Annotated in this window: 16 protein-coding genes; 9 read left to right on the top strand and 7 right to left on the bottom strand. The window is 70.9% G+C overall.

Annotated features, from left to right (window positions below):
- Positions 1 to 22 precede the first annotated feature (22 nt).
- Positions 23 to 946, bottom strand: coding sequence for a Vgb family protein (locus ACNYS0_RS05085; RefSeq protein ID WP_422471445.1), 924 nt, complete (start codon positions 944 to 946; stop codon positions 23 to 25).
- The gene (locus tag ACNYS0_RS05080; RefSeq protein WP_422471444.1) at positions 943 to 1,635 is read right to left on the bottom strand and encodes a CatB-related O-acetyltransferase; all 693 of its coding nucleotides are present in this window, start codon (positions 1,633 to 1,635) and stop codon (positions 943 to 945) included. Before ACNYS0_RS05080 ends, ACNYS0_RS05085 begins: the two co-directional genes overlap by 4 nt.
- Before the next feature lie 182 nt (positions 1,636 to 1,817).
- On the opposite strand from ACNYS0_RS05080, the gene ACNYS0_RS05075 reads away from it, so the two are divergent.
- Both ACNYS0_RS05075 and ACNYS0_RS05070 read left to right on the top strand, forming a co-directional pair.
- Complete coding sequence (locus ACNYS0_RS05075) at positions 1,818 to 2,702, top strand: LysR family transcriptional regulator (protein WP_422471443.1); 885 nt, start codon at positions 1,818 to 1,820, stop codon at positions 2,700 to 2,702.
- Between the two features lie 76 nt (positions 2,703 to 2,778).
- Entirely contained in the window at positions 2,779 to 3,939 is a 1,161-nt protein-coding gene (locus tag ACNYS0_RS05070) for a pentapeptide repeat-containing protein (protein ID WP_422471442.1), read from the top strand.
- A gap of 19 nt (positions 3,940 to 3,958) precedes the next feature.
- Here ACNYS0_RS05070 and ACNYS0_RS05065 read toward each other — a convergent pair whose 3' ends face one another.
- On the bottom strand, positions 3,959 to 4,267 hold the full coding sequence (locus tag ACNYS0_RS05065; protein ID WP_422471441.1) for a GNAT family N-acetyltransferase: 309 nt from the start codon (positions 4,265 to 4,267) through the stop codon (positions 3,959 to 3,961).
- A gap of 60 nt (positions 4,268 to 4,327) precedes the next feature.
- On the bottom strand, positions 4,328 to 4,843 hold the full coding sequence (locus tag ACNYS0_RS05060) for a carboxymuconolactone decarboxylase family protein (RefSeq protein WP_422471440.1): 516 nt from the start codon (positions 4,841 to 4,843) through the stop codon (positions 4,328 to 4,330).
- Positions 4,844 to 4,957: 114 nt separating this feature from the next.
- Here ACNYS0_RS05060 and ACNYS0_RS05055 point away from each other — a divergent pair, with 114 nt between their 5' ends.
- The 4 genes from ACNYS0_RS05055 to ACNYS0_RS05040 all read left to right on the top strand — a co-directional run bounded on the left by ACNYS0_RS05055 (position 4,958) and on the right by ACNYS0_RS05040 (position 8,281).
- Complete coding sequence (locus ACNYS0_RS05055) at positions 4,958 to 5,947, top strand: pirin family protein (protein WP_422471439.1); 990 nt, start codon at positions 4,958 to 4,960, stop codon at positions 5,945 to 5,947.
- A gap of 70 nt (positions 5,948 to 6,017) precedes the next feature.
- Positions 6,018 to 6,356: a GNAT family N-acetyltransferase gene (locus ACNYS0_RS05050; RefSeq protein WP_422471438.1), complete on the top strand. Its 339-nt coding sequence runs from the start codon at positions 6,018 to 6,020 to the stop codon at positions 6,354 to 6,356.
- Between the two features lie 111 nt (positions 6,357 to 6,467).
- Positions 6,468 to 7,139 (top strand): hydrolase, encoded by a 672-nt coding sequence (locus ACNYS0_RS05045; protein ID WP_422471437.1) that lies wholly within the window; start codon positions 6,468 to 6,470, stop codon positions 7,137 to 7,139.
- 110 nt (positions 7,140 to 7,249) lie between these two features.
- Positions 7,250 to 8,281, top strand: a complete 1,032-nt coding sequence (locus ACNYS0_RS05040; protein ID WP_422471436.1) for an NADPH:quinone reductase — start codon at positions 7,250 to 7,252, stop codon at positions 8,279 to 8,281.
- A 75-nt stretch (positions 8,282 to 8,356) separates the two neighbouring features.
- Here the strand turns inward: ACNYS0_RS05040 and ACNYS0_RS05035 are convergent, their stop codons facing one another.
- From ACNYS0_RS05035 to ACNYS0_RS05025, 3 genes are read right to left on the bottom strand one after another with little or no spacing between them, the layout of a single operon-like run.
- Positions 8,357 to 9,214: an aldo/keto reductase gene (locus ACNYS0_RS05035; protein WP_422471435.1), complete on the bottom strand. Its 858-nt coding sequence runs from the start codon at positions 9,212 to 9,214 to the stop codon at positions 8,357 to 8,359.
- Entirely contained in the window at positions 9,211 to 9,645 is a 435-nt protein-coding gene (locus ACNYS0_RS05030) for a cupin domain-containing protein (RefSeq protein WP_422471434.1), read from the bottom strand. The genes ACNYS0_RS05035 and ACNYS0_RS05030 overlap by 4 nt, the downstream gene beginning before the upstream one ends.
- Complete coding sequence (locus tag ACNYS0_RS05025; RefSeq protein WP_422471433.1) at positions 9,642 to 10,547, bottom strand: helix-turn-helix transcriptional regulator; 906 nt, start codon at positions 10,545 to 10,547, stop codon at positions 9,642 to 9,644. The genes ACNYS0_RS05030 and ACNYS0_RS05025 overlap by 4 nt, the downstream gene beginning before the upstream one ends.
- A 152-nt stretch (positions 10,548 to 10,699) precedes the next feature.
- On the opposite strand from ACNYS0_RS05025, the gene ACNYS0_RS05020 reads away from it, so the two are divergent.
- From ACNYS0_RS05020 to ACNYS0_RS05010, 3 genes are all read left to right on the top strand, one after another.
- Positions 10,700 to 11,035, top strand: a complete 336-nt coding sequence (locus ACNYS0_RS05020) for a carboxymuconolactone decarboxylase family protein (RefSeq protein WP_422471432.1) — start codon at positions 10,700 to 10,702, stop codon at positions 11,033 to 11,035.
- Between the two features lie 179 nt (positions 11,036 to 11,214).
- Positions 11,215 to 12,249: a hypothetical protein gene (locus ACNYS0_RS05015; RefSeq protein WP_422471431.1), complete on the top strand. Its 1,035-nt coding sequence runs from the start codon at positions 11,215 to 11,217 to the stop codon at positions 12,247 to 12,249.
- A 66-nt stretch (positions 12,250 to 12,315) separates the two neighbouring features.
- A complete protein-coding gene (locus tag ACNYS0_RS05010) occupies positions 12,316 to 14,466 on the top strand; it encodes a PQQ-dependent sugar dehydrogenase (RefSeq protein ID WP_422471430.1) in 2,151 nt (716 codons plus the stop codon).
- Positions 14,467 to 14,521: the final 55 nt, after the last annotated feature.

The following is a 14,521-nucleotide window of genomic DNA, read 5'->3' as shown; positions in this document are numbered from 1 at the left end:
CAACGTCGTGAACGGCGACCTGTTATTGGGGGCGGGCGGGGTCCGTCGGGGCCTCGGCCGCGGTCGGGTCGAGGCGGGCCAGCGCGCCCGTCTCCAGGGCGGTCCACAGGGCGCCGTCCGGACCCACCGTGATGCCGTGCGGTTCGGAGGCGGGGGTGGGCAGGTCGTGGACGGTGATGGTGCCGTCGGGGGTGATCGAGCCGACCCGGTTGGCGCCCCACTCGGTGAACCACGCGGTGCCGTCCGCATCGGTGGTGACGGCGTGCGGCCGCGACGACCGGTCGGGCAGCGGGTACTCGGTGATCCGGCCGTCGGATGTCCTGCGGCCGATCTGACCTGCCGCGATCTCGGTGAACCAGACGGTGTCGTCCCGGGCCACGGTGATGCCCACCGGTGCGGCCCCTTCGGTGGGCAGCTCGTGAACCGTGATCCGGCCGTCCATGCCGATGCGGCCGATGGCGTTGGCCTGGTTCATCGTGAACCACATCGCGTCCCCGCCCGCCGCGAGCGCGGAGGGGAAGGCGCCGGTGCGCGGCAGCGGGTACTCCGTGACGGATCCGTCCGTGGTGATGCGGCCGATGCGGTCGGCGGCGGTCTCGGTGAACCACAGGGCGCCGTCCGGACCGGCGGCGATGCCGAAGGGGCCGCACTGCGCCGTGGGCAGCGGGAACTCGGTCACTTCGCCGGTGGTGCTGATCCGGCCGATCCGGTGCGTGCGGTACTGCGTGAACCACAGGGCGCCGTCAGGACCGGCGCAGATGATGGTCGGACCGCTGTCCGGGGCCAGTTGATGAAGGGTCGGTTCCTGCCCGGGGACGAGCCGGCCGACCTGGCCGCCGTGCACCAAGGTGAACCACAGGGCGCCGTCCGGGCCGGTGACGACCGCGTACGGGCCGCCCGCCGGGTCGGAGACCACATGCTCCTCGAATGTCCGTGTCGTCGTCACTGCTGCTCCAGACCCTCGTCGGCGGCGATACGGGCGATGTCCCGCGGTGAACCGGCCATGATGGTGTGCGCGTTGGCGGTCACCACGTCGACGGGCCAGTCCCACCAGGCGGCGCGCAGGAGCTGTTCGACGCCACGGTCGTCGAAGCGCTGCCGGATCGCTTTCGCCGGGTTTCCGCCCACGATGGTGTAGGGCGGCACATCGGCGGTGACCAGCGCGCCCGCCGCGATCACGGCACCGTCCCCGATCCGGACGCCCGGCATCACCGTGGCCCCGTATCCGAACCACACGTCGTTGCCGACCACCGTGTCGCCCCGGCTCGGCATGCCGGTGACGATGTCCAGCGTGCGCTCGGCCCACTCGCCCCCGAACATGGTGAACGGGAAGGTGGACACCCCCATCGACGGATGGTCGGCGCCCGCCATCAGGAACGTCGTCCCCGTCGCGAGCGCGCAGTACTTGCCGATGACCAGGCGCTCGGGGCCGTAGGCGTACAGCACATTGCGCCGCACGAAGTCGGTCGCGCCGTCGGGGTCGTCGTAGTAGGTGAAGTCACCCGCCTCGACATGGGTCCCGGCGACCAGTGGCTTGAGGAAGACGACCCGCTTGTGGGCGGGCATGGGGTGGAGGGTGGCCGGGTCGGGTGTGCGCGCGGCACTGTCGTCGGACGTCACGCGGGATCTCTCCATGGTGGTCTCTACGGGGCGGGGCAGACGCGGCGCGGCCGGCGCCGCTCCGGGTTCCACCCCAGCATGCGCAGCGAACCCTCCGGGAACAACGGCCGATCTTGCTAGGGTCGTTAACCCAGAGGTTCACGATCCGGGGCCGTCCGACGTCCTGCGGTGGAGCCACGAGCAGGGGGCGGGGCAGGATGGAACTGCGGGACATCGAGATCTTCCTGACGCTCGCGGAGGAACTCCACTTCGGCCGCAGCGCCGAACGGCTGAACGTCTCCCCGGCCCGCGTCAGCCAGGCGATCAAGAAGCAGGAACGCCGCATCGGGGCCCAGCTCTTCGAGCGGACCAGCCGGCAGGTGCGCATGACTCCCGTCGGCGAGGAGCTGCACCAGCGCCTCAAACCTGCCTACGACACCATCCAGACGGCCATCACCGAAGTGACGGCCCTCGCCCGCCGGCCGCCCGCCACGCTGACGCTGGGGATGATGGGCGCGCAGATGCACGAGCTGCGCCCGGCCCTCGACCGCTTCCGGGACCGGCACCCGGCCGTCGAACTCCGCTTCAGGGAAGTGTTCTTCAGCGACCCGTTCGGCGCGCTGCGGGCGGGCGAGGTCGAGGCGGTGGCCGCCTGGCTCCCGGTGCGCGAGCCGGACCTGACCGTCGGCGTGGTGCTGCGCGAGGAACCGCTCCGCCTGATGGTGGCAGCGGACCATCCGCTCGCCGGGCAGGAGTCGGTGAGCCTGGAAGTGCTCGGCGACCACCCGGTCCCGAGCCTGGCAGGACCGATTCCCGCCTACTGGACGAGCGCGGTCCTGCCCACCCGCACACCGGCGGGGCGTCCCGTCAGCCAGGGCCCGGCCGTCTCCACCTTCTACGAGATCCTCGCTCTGGTCGCGGCCGGGGACGTGGTGTGCACCGTCCCCGACGAGGGGCGGCGCTACCACGCACAGCCCGATGTGGTCTTTCTTCCCGTCCACGACGCGCCGCCCGTCCAATGGGGGCTGATCTGGCGCGCGGATCGTGCGACCCCACTGGTGCGCGCACTCGCCGACGCGGCGAAGGAGTGCGGGGCCTGGTAGTGCGGCAACCGCCGTACGCCCGCCGCGGATTCACGGCCTTGATCGTCTCTCGCGCGGCGCCTAGGCTCTCCTGTCCATGGGGACGGGGGAGCCGGGCGGCGGGCCGCGGGCATGGCGCGGCGGGCCGATCGCGCGTCGTATGGGTGCGGGTCTGCTGGTGGCGGCCGGACTGGCCGTGCTGGGCACGATGTTCGTCGTACTGCCGGGTGTCGTGGTCCACCACGATCTCGGCGGGGCGAAGGTCGACGCGCAGGACCGGCTGAAGGCGGTCAACGATGTCCGTACGACCCTGTTGCAGATGGTCGGCGGCCTGGTCGTGCTCTTCGGTGCGTACGCCACCTGGCGCCAACTGCGGGTGAGCCAGGACGGGTTGCGTGCCACGCAGGAGGGCTACGTCACCGACCGGTTCAGCCGCGCCGTCGACCAGCTCGGCAGCGACAAGCTGGATGTGCGCATCGGTGGACTGCACGCGCTGTGGCGGATCGCGGAGCAGTCGGACCGCGACCGGGAGGCCGTCATCTCCATCCAGGCCGCGTATCTGCGCACCCACCTGCCCTGGCCGCCCACCGCCCCGGAGGCTCCCGCGGCGGACGAACCCATCAATGACATCGCACCCCTGGAGACGCGCGCCGCCGACGCGCAGGTGGCACTGACCGGGCTCGGTGTGCTGTGTCAGCGCCGGGAGCAGCCCTGGGTCAACCTCAGCCTCACCGACCTGCGCCGGGCCGACTGCGACGGGCTGTGGTTCCCCGAGGTCAACTTCGACCGCGCGTGCCTGGAGGCGGCGGGCCTGTACCGCGCCAACCTGACCCAGGCGTCCCTGGTCTCGGCCAACCTGCGGCACACCGACCTCACGACGGGGACGCTGCGCAGGGCGCGCTGCGTCATGGCCGACCTGCGGGCCGCGAAGCTGGTCCAAGTCGACCTGCGCGACGCCGACTTCACCGGGAGCGACCTGCGCGAGGCGAACCTGCGCAAGGCCGACGCCCGCGGCGCGGTCCTCCACCGCGCCGACCTGCGCATGGCCGACCTGCGCGGCACCGACCTGAGCACGGCCGATCTCGCCGGGGCACGTCTGACCGGCGCGCTGGCCAGTGAACACACCCGCTGGCCCGAGGGCTTCGACCGCGCGGCGGCCGGAATCGTCGACGGCGAGGACCCCGGCCCCGAGCCCTCGCCGCTGCTCCAGCCGCCGAGCATGACGCAGCAGGCACCGCCGCTGCGTTCCGCTCCCTGACCCGGCGCCTACCGGGTGGTCAGTCCTCGACCTTGCTGCGGCTCTGGTAGGCGAGGTCCTGGTAGTCGGGGTGCCGGGCCATCCAGCCGGAGATGAACGGGCACACGGCCAGCACTCTGAGCCCGTCGGCGCGGGCGGCGTCCAGGGCCGCGCGCGCCAGCGCCGAACCGACGCCCTGCCCGTTGTACTCCGGGTCGACCTCGGTGTGCGTGAAGACGACGAGCCCGCTCTCCTTCGTGCGCATGTACTCGGCGAATCCCGCGTGCTTCCCGTCGACCCGGGCCTCGTAGCGGTTGGTGTCGGGGGAGTCGGTGATCTCGATGGCCATCGTGGGGCCCTCCGTGTCGTGGTGTCTTTTGCGTAGTTTGGCGCAGTGGGGTGGATCAGGTCACTGGACCGCCGGGTTCGGCATGGCGGCCCGGCGGACGGGGTGCTTGCTGAGGATGGAGACTCGGTTGAAGGCGTTGATGGTGATGGCGGCCCAGATCGCCGCCGAGATCTCCGCCTCGTCGAACACCTCCCGCGCCGCGGCGTACGCCGCTTCCTGTGCGGTGGCGTCGTCCGGATGCGTGACCGTCTCGGCCAGGCCGAGCGCCGCCCGCTCCCGGTCGGTGAACACGTCCGCGTCCCGCCATCCCGGCAGCACGCCGAGCCGCAGCGGTGACTCGTCGGCGCGCAGGGCGGCACGGGTGTGCGTGTTGAGGCAGAAGGCGCACCCGTTGATCTGCGAGACGCGTACGTTGATCAACTCCAGCAGAGCGGGCTCCAGGCCGGCCGCGGCGGCCGTGGCGCGAACCGTCTCGGAGGCGTGCCGAAAGGCCTCGTACGCGTCCGGGGACTGCTTGTCGATGAAGACGCGGCGCCGCTCGTGCGTGCCGGTGGTGGTCGCGGTGCTGCTGGTCATGGGTGGGCCCTCCCTCGTTCGTGGCCGCCGGTGGGAGTGGCGGTCCACGCCAATATAGTTTACCTTTCAATCACCTTGTGACGGGGAAGATCGAAAAAGAGGGGGCGGGGCACCATGTCCGCACACGAGCAGGCAACGACCGAGGCGGGACGCGCGACCGTGACGCCACATCAGAACACCGCGGAGGGGCGTCGGGTGGAGGTGCTCCCGGCCCGCGAGGTGCCGCTCGGCGGCCCCCGGGCGATGACCGTACGGCGCACCCTTCCCCAGCGGGAGCGGAGCATGATCGGTGCATGGTGCTTCGTCGACCACTACGGGCCCGACGCGGTCGCCGCCACCGGCGGGATGGACGTCGCACCGCACCCGCACACCGGGTTGCAGACGGCGAGTTGGCTGTTCGACGGGGAGATCGAGCACCGCGACAGTCTGGGCACCCACGCCATGGTGCGGCCCGGCGAACTGAACCTGATGACCGCGGGACGGGGCATCAGCCACTCCGAGGTCTCCACCCCCGACACCACGGTCCTGCGCGGCATCCAGCTCTGGATCGCGCTCCCGGACGACCACCGCGACGTCGCCCCGGCCTTCCGGCACCACGCCCCCGCCACCATCGCCCTGGACGGGGCCGAGGCCAGGGTCTTCCTCGGCACACTGGCCGGAGACACCTCCCCGGTCCCCACGTATTCGCCCCTGCTCGGCGCGGAACTCGTACTCGAACCGGGCGCCCACACCACCCTCGCGGTGGACCCGGCCTTCGAGCACGGAGTGCTGGTCGACGAAGGGGCCGTTCGGGTGGACGGCACGGCCGTTCCGGCCGCGCAGTTGGGCTACCTGCCCCCGGGCGCCGACACGCTCACCCTCACCAACGACGCGAGCGGCCCGACGCGCCTCCTGCTCCTCGGCGGCACACCCTTCGGCGAGGAGATCGTGATGTGGTGGAACTTCATCGGCCGCAGCCACGAGGACGTCATCGCGGCGCGGGCGGAATGGGAGGCGGCGTCGGAACGCTTCGGCACGGTCTCCGGCTACCCCGGGGCGCGCCTCCCGGCCCCTGAACTGCCCAACAGCCGCCTCAAGTCACGCGGCAACCGCGGGCAGCGCTGACACTCCCAGAGACACACCAACACACCAACACACCAACGCCGTTCAGGTAGAACACGAGGAGACACGCGCCATGACATCTGACACCACTCCGGTCGTGGAACACCGCCCCGACGAGCAGCGCTACGTCATCACGGTCGACGGCGAACAGGCCGGCCTGACCGAATACCGCGACCGCGACGACCAGCGGGTCTTCTTCCACACCGAGGTCGACGACCGCTTCGCCGGACAGGGCCTGGCCTCGATCCTGGTGACGGAGGCACTGGCGGACGTCCGCGCCGCCGGCAAGCGGGTGGTACCGGTCTGCCCCTACTGGGCCAAGTACGTCAAGAAGCGCGCAGAGGAGACGTCCGACGTCGTGGACGCGGTGACCCCGGAGATCCTGAACTGGGTGCGCGGAAAGCTCGGCTGAATCGGGAGCCACCCCCCTTCGGCCAAAGTCGGCGCGCCACGGGAAGCCTACGGCCGGGCCCGCCCGGCCGTAGGTACGCTCGGTGTGCCGAGACGCGAGAAGGGGGCAGGCATGACTGCCGATGCCGCACGAGCCAAGACGGCTCCCGAGCCCGTCCGTGACACCGCCGCCGACCACCTGCTCACGCCGGACAACTGCGCGGTCGTCTTCATCGACTACCAGGAGGGCCAGTACGCCACGATCGGCTCGGCCGACCGCGAGGAGATCGACCTCGGGGCCGTCACCCTGGCCAAGCTGGCGCGCGCGTACGAGGTCCCGACGGTGCTGTCCACGGTGGCCGTGGGCATGGGCGTCAACCGGTCGACGGTCCCGGAGATCACGAACGAACTCCCGGACGTCCCCGAGATCGACCGCACCGGCGTCAACTCCTGGGAGGACGCCGACTTCCGCGCCGCGATCGAGGCGACCGGCCGCAAGAAGATCGTGATGGCCGGGCTCTGGACGGAGGTCTGCCTCGCCTTCCCCACGCTGGACATGCTCCGCGAGGGCTTCGAGGTCTACCCGGTCGTCGACGCGGTCGGCGGCGTCTCCCCGGTCACCCACGCCGCGGCGATCGAACGGATGACGCAGGCCGGCGCACACCCGATCACGTCCCTCGCCTTCGGCTGCGAACTGATGCGCAACTGGGCCCGCCCGGACGCGGACCTGTTCCGGACGGTCATCAACGACTACTTCGCCCGCAAGCGCGCCATCGGCGACAAGACGGGGACCCTCTTCCAGTAGGTCGCGTCACGGAGCGCCCCGTCATTCGGAGCCCTCGTCGGGTGCGGGAAACTCCTGTGCGAAACCTGCGTACGGGGAATACGACGAGCGCAGCAGTGATTGGCCACAACATGAAGGCCATCGTGTACAGCAGCAACGGCGACTCCGAGGTTCTGAAGGTGGAGGAGCGTCCCGTCCCCGACCCCGGTCCCGGCGAGGTCCGCGTCGAAGTCCATGTCTCCGGGGTCAACCCCACCGACTGGAAGGTCAGGGCCGGTGTGTCGGGCAGTCTCGGGGAGGGCGAGAGCCAGGTGCCCAACCAGGACGGCGCGGGACGGATCGACGCGGTCGGCGAGGGGGTCGATTCCGCGCGGATCGGGGAGCGGGTGTGGCTGTACCTGTCCGCGGCCGGGCGCCCGGACGGCGGCACCGCCCAGGAGTACCTGACCATCCCGGCCGAGCGTGCCGTGCCGCTCCCCGAGGGCGCCGGCTACGACCTGGGCGCGGCGCTGGGCGTACCGGCGCTCACCGCCCACCGGGCCCTCACCCTCGCCGCCGACGGGCCGGACCGGCTGTCGCCCGGCGCGCTCGACGGGTGGACCGTACTGGTCGCCGGGGGCGCGGGCGCGGTCGGCAACGCGGCGATCCAGCTGGCCCGTTGGGCCGGGGCGACGGTCATCACCACCGTCAGCTCCCCCGAGAAGGCCGACCTGGCGAAGGCCGCCGGCGCCCACCACATCGTCAACTACCGTACGCAGGACGCCGCCAAGGTCATCCTGGAGCTGGCGCCGGACGGCGTGGACCTCGTCGTCGAAGTCGCCCCTGCGGTCAACGCCGAGCTGGACCTGGCGGTCACGAGGAACAACGCGACGATCGCCTTCTACGCCAACAACGGCGGCGACGAACTGCGCCTGCCGCTCCGCGCCACTTTCGGCAAGAACCTGGACTGGCACGGTCTGTCCCTCTACACGGTCCCGGCCGCGTCGATGCGCCACGGCGTGGCCGCCGTCTCGGATGCGGTCGCGGCCGGTGCGCTGCGGGCCGGAGCCGAGGCCGGACTGCCGTTCGTCCGCTTCCCGTTGGGCGATACGGCCCAGGCGCACGAGGCCGTCGAGGGCGGTGCCGTGGGCAAGGTTCTCATCGACGTCAGGACGACCGCGTAGCAGCGCTGCCTGCGCGCGGCAAAGCGCGCAGGCAGCCCCCGGGTCCACGTCCAGGCAGGCGACGCTCGTCCGGCGCTACTTGCCGCTGTAGACGGGGAACATGCTGTGCTCGCCGTAGTCCACGTGCCGCAGGCCCCGCAGCGCGTCCATGTCGTCGCCGGAGATCTCGAAGTCGGTCGCGGCGTTGGAGCGCATGTGCGCGGGGTTCGCCGTCTTCGGTAGTGACACCGTGCCGAGCTGCAAGGTGTAGCGGATGCACAGCTGCGGGACGGACACACCGTACTTCTCCGCCATCGCCCGGACCTCGGCGTTCTCCAGGATCGCGCCGTGGGCGATCGGCGAGTACGCCTCGACGAGGATCTGCTTGCCCTCGCAGTAGTCCAGGAGCTCCGACGGGGTGTTGCCCGCGTGCACCAGCAGCTGGTTCACGTGCGGCACGACGTTCGCGCCCTGGAGGATGTTCTCCAGGTCCTGCTGCTGGAAGTTGGACACACCGATGGAGCGGAGCTTGCCCGCCCGGTGTGCCTCTTCGAGCGCGCGCCATGCCGCACGGTTGCCCTCGGCGTAGTCGCCGCCGCGGAAGTCGTCCCACGGCTGCGGGCTGTGAATGAGCATCAGGTCGATGTACTCGAGGCCGAGCTTCTTGAGCGACTCGTCGATCGAGGCGACCGCCTCGTCGTAGTCCTTGATCTCGGCGGCGAGCTTCGTCGACACGAACAGCTCGTCGCGGGGGACCGCGGCGGTGCGCACTCCCTCGCCGACGCCGCGCTCATTGCCGTAGGCCTGCGCGGTGTCGATGTTGCGGTAGCCGATCTCCACGGCCGCGCGGACCGCCTCGGCCGCCTTGTCGTCGTCGATGAACCAGGTGCCCAGCCCCAGCTTGGGGATCTCGACGCCGTTGGACAGCGTGCAGGTCTCGTTCAGGATGGTCATGCGGTCGCTCCGTTCCTCGGCAGCTCGCCGTACACCTCGTCGGTGACCGGCTCGAGCCATTCGTTGCTGACGTCCTCGCCCGGGGTGATGAGGGCGACGTGGGAGAACCACGTGTCGGCCTTCGCCCCGTGCCAGTGCTTTGTGCCCGCCGGGACGCGGACCACCGTGCCCGGCTCCATGCTGACGGGGTCCTCGCCCTCGGCCTGGTACCAGCCGCTGCCCGCCGTGCACAGCAGGATCTGGTCACCGCCGCCACCCCTGCCGTGGTGGATGTGCCAGTTGTTGCGGCACCCCGGCTCGAAGGAGACATTGCTGACGGGAACGCTTCCCGCGGCGAGCGGAGCCAGGTAGCTCTGGCCGGTGAAGTACTGGGCGTAGGCGTCGTTCCTCTCGCCGAGCGGGAAGATCTGGTCGAATCCGTTGACAGTCATTTTCTCGTGTTCTCTTGCCTTCTTCGGGGTGGTTCCGCGGTGGACGCGGTGGATGTCGCGGCGACGCTCGCGAGCAGTCGCAGGCGCTCCTGGCTGGGTGAGCCGGGCTCCGCGGTGTAGATGAGAAAGGAGAGCCCGGGCTCGGCGGTCAGCTCCAACCCCTCGTACGTCAATGTGAGGTCACCGACCTCGTGGTGGTGGAACTCCTTGGTGCCCGATCCGTGGCGCCGCACATTGTGCGCGCCCCACCGGGTACGGAACGCGTCGCTGCACGTGGACAGCTCGCCGATCAGGTCGTGCAGCTGCTTGTCCCGGGGGTCCCGGCCGGCTTCGCTGCGCAGGATCGACACGGTGATGTCCGAGGCGGCCTCCCAGTCGGGGTAGAACACCTGGGCCCGCTCGTCGAGGAAGCAGTACCGCGCCAGGTTCCCCTGCCCGGGACCGTCGAACACCTCGTCGTAGAAGGCGCGCCCCAGGGCGTTGGTGGCGAGGACGTCCATCCGGCCGTTGCGCACGAACGCGGGCCCGAGGGCGATCGCGTCCAGCGCACGGGTCAGGCTCTCCCTGGGCACCCACTGCTTCGACCTGCGCCTGCGCACCGGCCGGGCCGCGCCATTGGCCGCCCGCGCGAGGTCGAAGAGGTGCTCGCGCTCGGCGTCGTCAAGGCGCAGCGCCCGGGCGAGCGACTCCAGGACGGCGTCGGAGACACCGGCCAGCTGGCCGCGCTCGATCTTCGCGTAGTACTCCGGGCTCACGTCCGCGAGCATCGCCACCTCGCCGCGGCGCAGGCCGGCCACCCTCCGGTGCCCGGAGACCGGCAGACCGGCCTGCTCGGGAGTGAGGTTCGCGCGACGTGACATGAGGAACTCCCGCGCCTCGCTCCTGGCGTCCGTTCGATCCATGCGATCCACGCTAATCCGCGATCCCGATGTGAGGGATGCCCTGTCAGTACGCCCCTCACCGGGGACTCCCTCGCCCGACAGGCGCGGCGATGTCATGGGCCTCGCACCTACAGAGTTCGACGAGCCCACGTCGACGCGAACAGGGAGAGATCATGGCTGAGAACACGGGTACCGGCTGGACCGGCGGAAAGAACGCCTTCGGCGACTTCGCTCCGGGGATGGTGCATTACACCGACAGGGTGCTCTTCGACGAGGTCTGGGAGCGCGAGGGGCTGTCCAAGCGGGACCGCAGCCTCGTCACGGTCGCCGCGCTGACCGCGCTCGGGAAGACGGACCAGCTGCCGTTCCACCTCGGCTTCGCACGCCGGAACGGTGTCACCGACGAGGAGCTTCAGGAGGCACTGCTGCACCTGGCGTTCTACTCCGGCTGGCCCAACGCCATGGGAGCGACGGGCGTACTGAAGGGCATCGTCGAGCAGCAGGACTGAGCGTGCCCCGGCCCCGGTGAGGCGTGGGAGGCGGCGGGGGCCCGCGGGCTCCGGCGGAGCCGTTCCCGCGGGAGGAGATCCGACAACGTTGTCCGCACCCTTGTCGCAGGCTCCCAATGTTTGTACGTTGCACCAGGCATCGCAGGAAGCGCTTTCTTCGCTTGCTCCCGGGAGGGGACATGACGCCTCGCACAGTCACGCCTTCACGCCGACACAGATCCTTGAGGGCGGGGCCACGGCACCTGAGGGCGAGGTCGTGGCCCCTCGCGACGGCCGCCGGGGCCGCTCTGCTCGCCGCCGCGCTCCTCACCCCGCCCGCCGGCGCGTCCGTGCCGGACGCCGGGGCCCCGATCGCCGGGACGGGTGCGCGGGAAGGCCTGGTCGCGGGCTACGACTTCGAGCATCCGGACCCCGCGGACGCCGCGCGCGAACGCGACGTGGGGCCGTCCGGCACCACCCTCTCGCTCGTCAACGGCGGCGCGGCGATGCGCGTGCGCGACGACGCCGATCCGCGGCGCGGCCACGTCCTCCAGACCCGGCAGGTCAGCCCGGAGACGGCGGGCAACGACGACTGGAAGGCCGGTGTGTACGAGCCGGGCGGCGCGGCCTCGCTGCACGCGTTCAACGGGGCGCGCCAGGCCACCGTGATGGGCTGGTTCCGTACCACCGGGCAGAACCCGAGCCCGAATTCGGGTTCGGCGGACCCCGCCGACCGCTACAACGCCATCGGGCTCTCGGGTCTCCTCACCGGGGACTCCAACGGGCACGACGTGCGGGCCCTGCTCGAACTCATCGACGTAAAGGGCGAGTTGCGTCTCGTGGCGCTGGGGCGCCGCGTGGACGGTTCCGCGTCCCAGACCTTCGCCGCGGACGGCGACTGGCGCACCCACCTGCCGGACGGCCAGTGGGTCCACCTGGCCGCGACCTTCGACTTCGACACGGGGGACATGGCGCTGTACCGCAACGGGCGGGCCCTGCCCGGCAGTTACGTGCGCGACGACGACCCGTGGGCGCTCGCCGGAGAGCCGGAGCCCGACCTCGCGTCGCCGACCGACCCGCGCGGCATCAAGATCGGCGGGAGTTTCCCGCAGAACACCCGTGAGGCCAACCCCTGCAACTGCCGCATGGACGACCTGATGTTCCTCGACCGTGCCGCCACCGCCGGACAGGTCATGGCCGAGTACCGCCGCACCGGTGGTCGCCCCGCGTCGTGACCCTCCGGGGCGGCCCCGCCGCCGAACGCACGCACCTTCCACGCGTCCCACATGAAGGGAGCCCCCTTGTCCCCAACGGCCCCGCACGCCCGGCCCCGTAAGAGATCGATCCTCGTCCGAGTCCTCACAGGCGTCCTGGTCGCCGCGACGCTCACCGCGGCACCCGTGGCGGCGACCGCTTCGGCGAGCGCCGCCGAAGCGCCCGTCGACGCCGCGTCCGCCGCCGTCACCGACCCCATCCCCGGCAAGCCCATCACCTCCGGACTCGGCCTGGAAGTCAAGGAGTTCGCCCAGCTGCCGAAGTCCGAGCCGCGCCCCGGGCCGGTCGAGGACAACCGGCTCATCCGGTACAACCGCATCAACTACCTGACGCCGTTCCCCGACGGCTCGAACCGCCTGGCCGTCGCGGACCAGAACGGCATGTTCTACTCCCTGAACAAGGACGGCTCCGGGCAACGCCCCTACCTGGACCTGTACAAGGAGTTCTCCTCCGCCTACTACGCCAGCCGGGGCCTGGGCACCGGCTTCGGCTACGTCACCTTCGACCCGGACTTCCGGCACAACGGCCGCTTCTACACCGTCCACACCGAGAAGCCCGAACTGACCGACGCCAAGCCGGACTTCAACCAGCCGAGCGGCAACGGCTTCCACGGCGTCGTCACCGAGTGGACCGCCGACGACCCGAGCGCGCCCACCTTCTCCGGCACCCACCGCGAACTGCTCCGGATCGGCTTCAACGGCCAGGTCCACGGCATCCAGCAGCTCGACTTCAACCCGACCGCCAAGCCCGGCGACGCGGACTACGGACTGCTGTACATCGCGGTCGGCGACGGCGGCAAGGGCTCCACCACGGGCGACCCGCAGAACAGGGCCCTCCCGCACGGAAAGCTCCTGCGCATCGACCCGCGCGGCCACGACAGCGCGAACGGCGAGTACGGCATCCCGCCCGCCAACCCGTTCGTCGGCGAGGCCGGCACCCTCGGCGAGATCTACGCCATCGGCATGCGCGACCCGCACCGCTTCAGCTGGGATCCCCGCGGCAGCCACCGCATGTTCCTCTCCCACGTCGGCGAGCACGCCATCGAGTCCGTCTACGAGGTGAAGGCCGGCGACAACTACGGCTGGAGCGAACGCGAGGGCGCCTTCGTCTTCGACAAGAAGGCCACCGACCCCTGCGCCAAGATCCTCCCGCTGCCCGCCGACGACGCGAAGTACGGCTACACCTATCCCGTCGCCGCCTACGACCACGACCCGCCGGCCGACTGGAACTGCACCTCCGACGTCGGCGTCGGTATCTCCGGCGGCTATGTCTACCGGGGCCACGACCTGCACGGACTCCAGGGCAAGTACATCTTCGGTGACATCGTCGACGGCCGGCTGCTCTACTCGGACGCCTCCGACATGCGCCGCGCGAAGCCCGGAGCGCAGCAGCGCCTGGCGCAGCTCTACAGCCTGATGGTCTACGACGCGAAGTCCGGCAAGCGGGTCACCATGCAGCAGCTCGCCGGTGACAAGCGCGTCGACCTGCGGTTCGGGCAGGACGCGGAGGGCGAGCTGTACATCCTCTCCAAGGCCAACGGAAAGATCTGGAAGGTGACGGGGACGCGCACGTTCGCGAGCTGCGACACGAGCGGGACCACCCTCACCGATGTGATGGGCGCGGACAACTGGGCGCCCGTCACCCCCTCGAAGTGGCAGTTCAAGGACGGCGAGGCGGTGCTGACCGAGCCGGGCGTGGAGCGGCCCGGGCCCCGCCGCCCCTACGAGTACGCGGTGCTCAAGGCCGGACCCACGTACCGCAATGTCCGTGTCGACGCCGAGGTCCGCATCGACACACCGACCGACATCAGCAACCGGGACGTGATCGTCGTCTTCGGTTACGAGTCGGACACCAGGTTCGGCTACGCACACCTCTCCCAGGACAACTCCATCTATCCGCACAACGGCGTCTTCACGGTGGACGACGCCGACCGGCTGCGGGTGGAGGACCAGTGGAACGGCACCACCGGCGCCCCACCCGCGATCAGCGACGCGGCCTGGCACCAGGTCAGGGTGGTGCGCTGCGGGGACACCGGCGAGACGGCCGTCTACATGGACGGCTCACCGCACCCGCTGATGACAGCGGTGAGCGCCCGCCCCGGCGACGGCCGGATCGGCTTCGGCTCCTTCGACAACGCGGGCAGGATCCGCGGGGTGAAGGTCTCGGGCAAGCCGTAGCAACCGGGTGCGGCGGCCGGCGGCGTCCGCCCGCCGGCCGCCGCACTATGACGTG

It is taken from the genome of Streptomyces anthophorae (genome assembly GCF_049310305.1).
In the GTDB taxonomy this organism is placed as follows: Bacteria; Actinomycetota; Actinomycetes; order Streptomycetales; family Streptomycetaceae; genus Streptomyces.
This window is presented reverse-complemented; position numbering and strand designations above follow the sequence as displayed.

Coding starts and splice junctions, on each gene's coding strand:
- ACNYS0_RS05060 (WP_422471440.1), bottom strand. CDS start 4,843: ATGACCAGCAGCACCGCGACCACCACCGGCACGCACGAGCGGCGCCGC.
- ACNYS0_RS05065 (WP_422471441.1), bottom strand. CDS start 4,267: ATGGCCATCGAGATCACCGACTCCCCCGACACCAACCGCTACGAGGCC.
- ACNYS0_RS05050 (WP_422471438.1), top strand. CDS start 6,018: ATGACATCTGACACCACTCCGGTCGTGGAACACCGCCCCGACGAGCAG.
- ACNYS0_RS05035 (WP_422471435.1), bottom strand. CDS start 9,214: ATGACCATCCTGAACGAGACCTGCACGCTGTCCAACGGCGTCGAGATC.
- ACNYS0_RS05045 (WP_422471437.1), top strand. CDS start 6,468: ATGACTGCCGATGCCGCACGAGCCAAGACGGCTCCCGAGCCCGTCCGT.
- ACNYS0_RS05025 (WP_422471433.1), bottom strand. CDS start 10,547: ATGGATCGAACGGACGCCAGGAGCGAGGCGCGGGAGTTCCTCATGTCA.
- ACNYS0_RS05040 (WP_422471436.1), top strand. CDS start 7,250: ATGAAGGCCATCGTGTACAGCAGCAACGGCGACTCCGAGGTTCTGAAG.
- ACNYS0_RS05020 (WP_422471432.1), top strand. CDS start 10,700: ATGGCTGAGAACACGGGTACCGGCTGGACCGGCGGAAAGAACGCCTTC.
- ACNYS0_RS05075 (WP_422471443.1), top strand. CDS start 1,818: ATGGAACTGCGGGACATCGAGATCTTCCTGACGCTCGCGGAGGAACTC.
- ACNYS0_RS05080 (WP_422471444.1), bottom strand. CDS start 1,635: ATGGAGAGATCCCGCGTGACGTCCGACGACAGTGCCGCGCGCACACCC.
- ACNYS0_RS05030 (WP_422471434.1), bottom strand. CDS start 9,645: ATGACTGTCAACGGATTCGACCAGATCTTCCCGCTCGGCGAGAGGAAC.
- ACNYS0_RS05070 (WP_422471442.1), top strand. CDS start 2,779: ATGGGGACGGGGGAGCCGGGCGGCGGGCCGCGGGCATGGCGCGGCGGG.
- ACNYS0_RS05015 (WP_422471431.1), top strand. CDS start 11,215: ATGACGCCTCGCACAGTCACGCCTTCACGCCGACACAGATCCTTGAGG.
- ACNYS0_RS05055 (WP_422471439.1), top strand. CDS start 4,958: ATGTCCGCACACGAGCAGGCAACGACCGAGGCGGGACGCGCGACCGTG.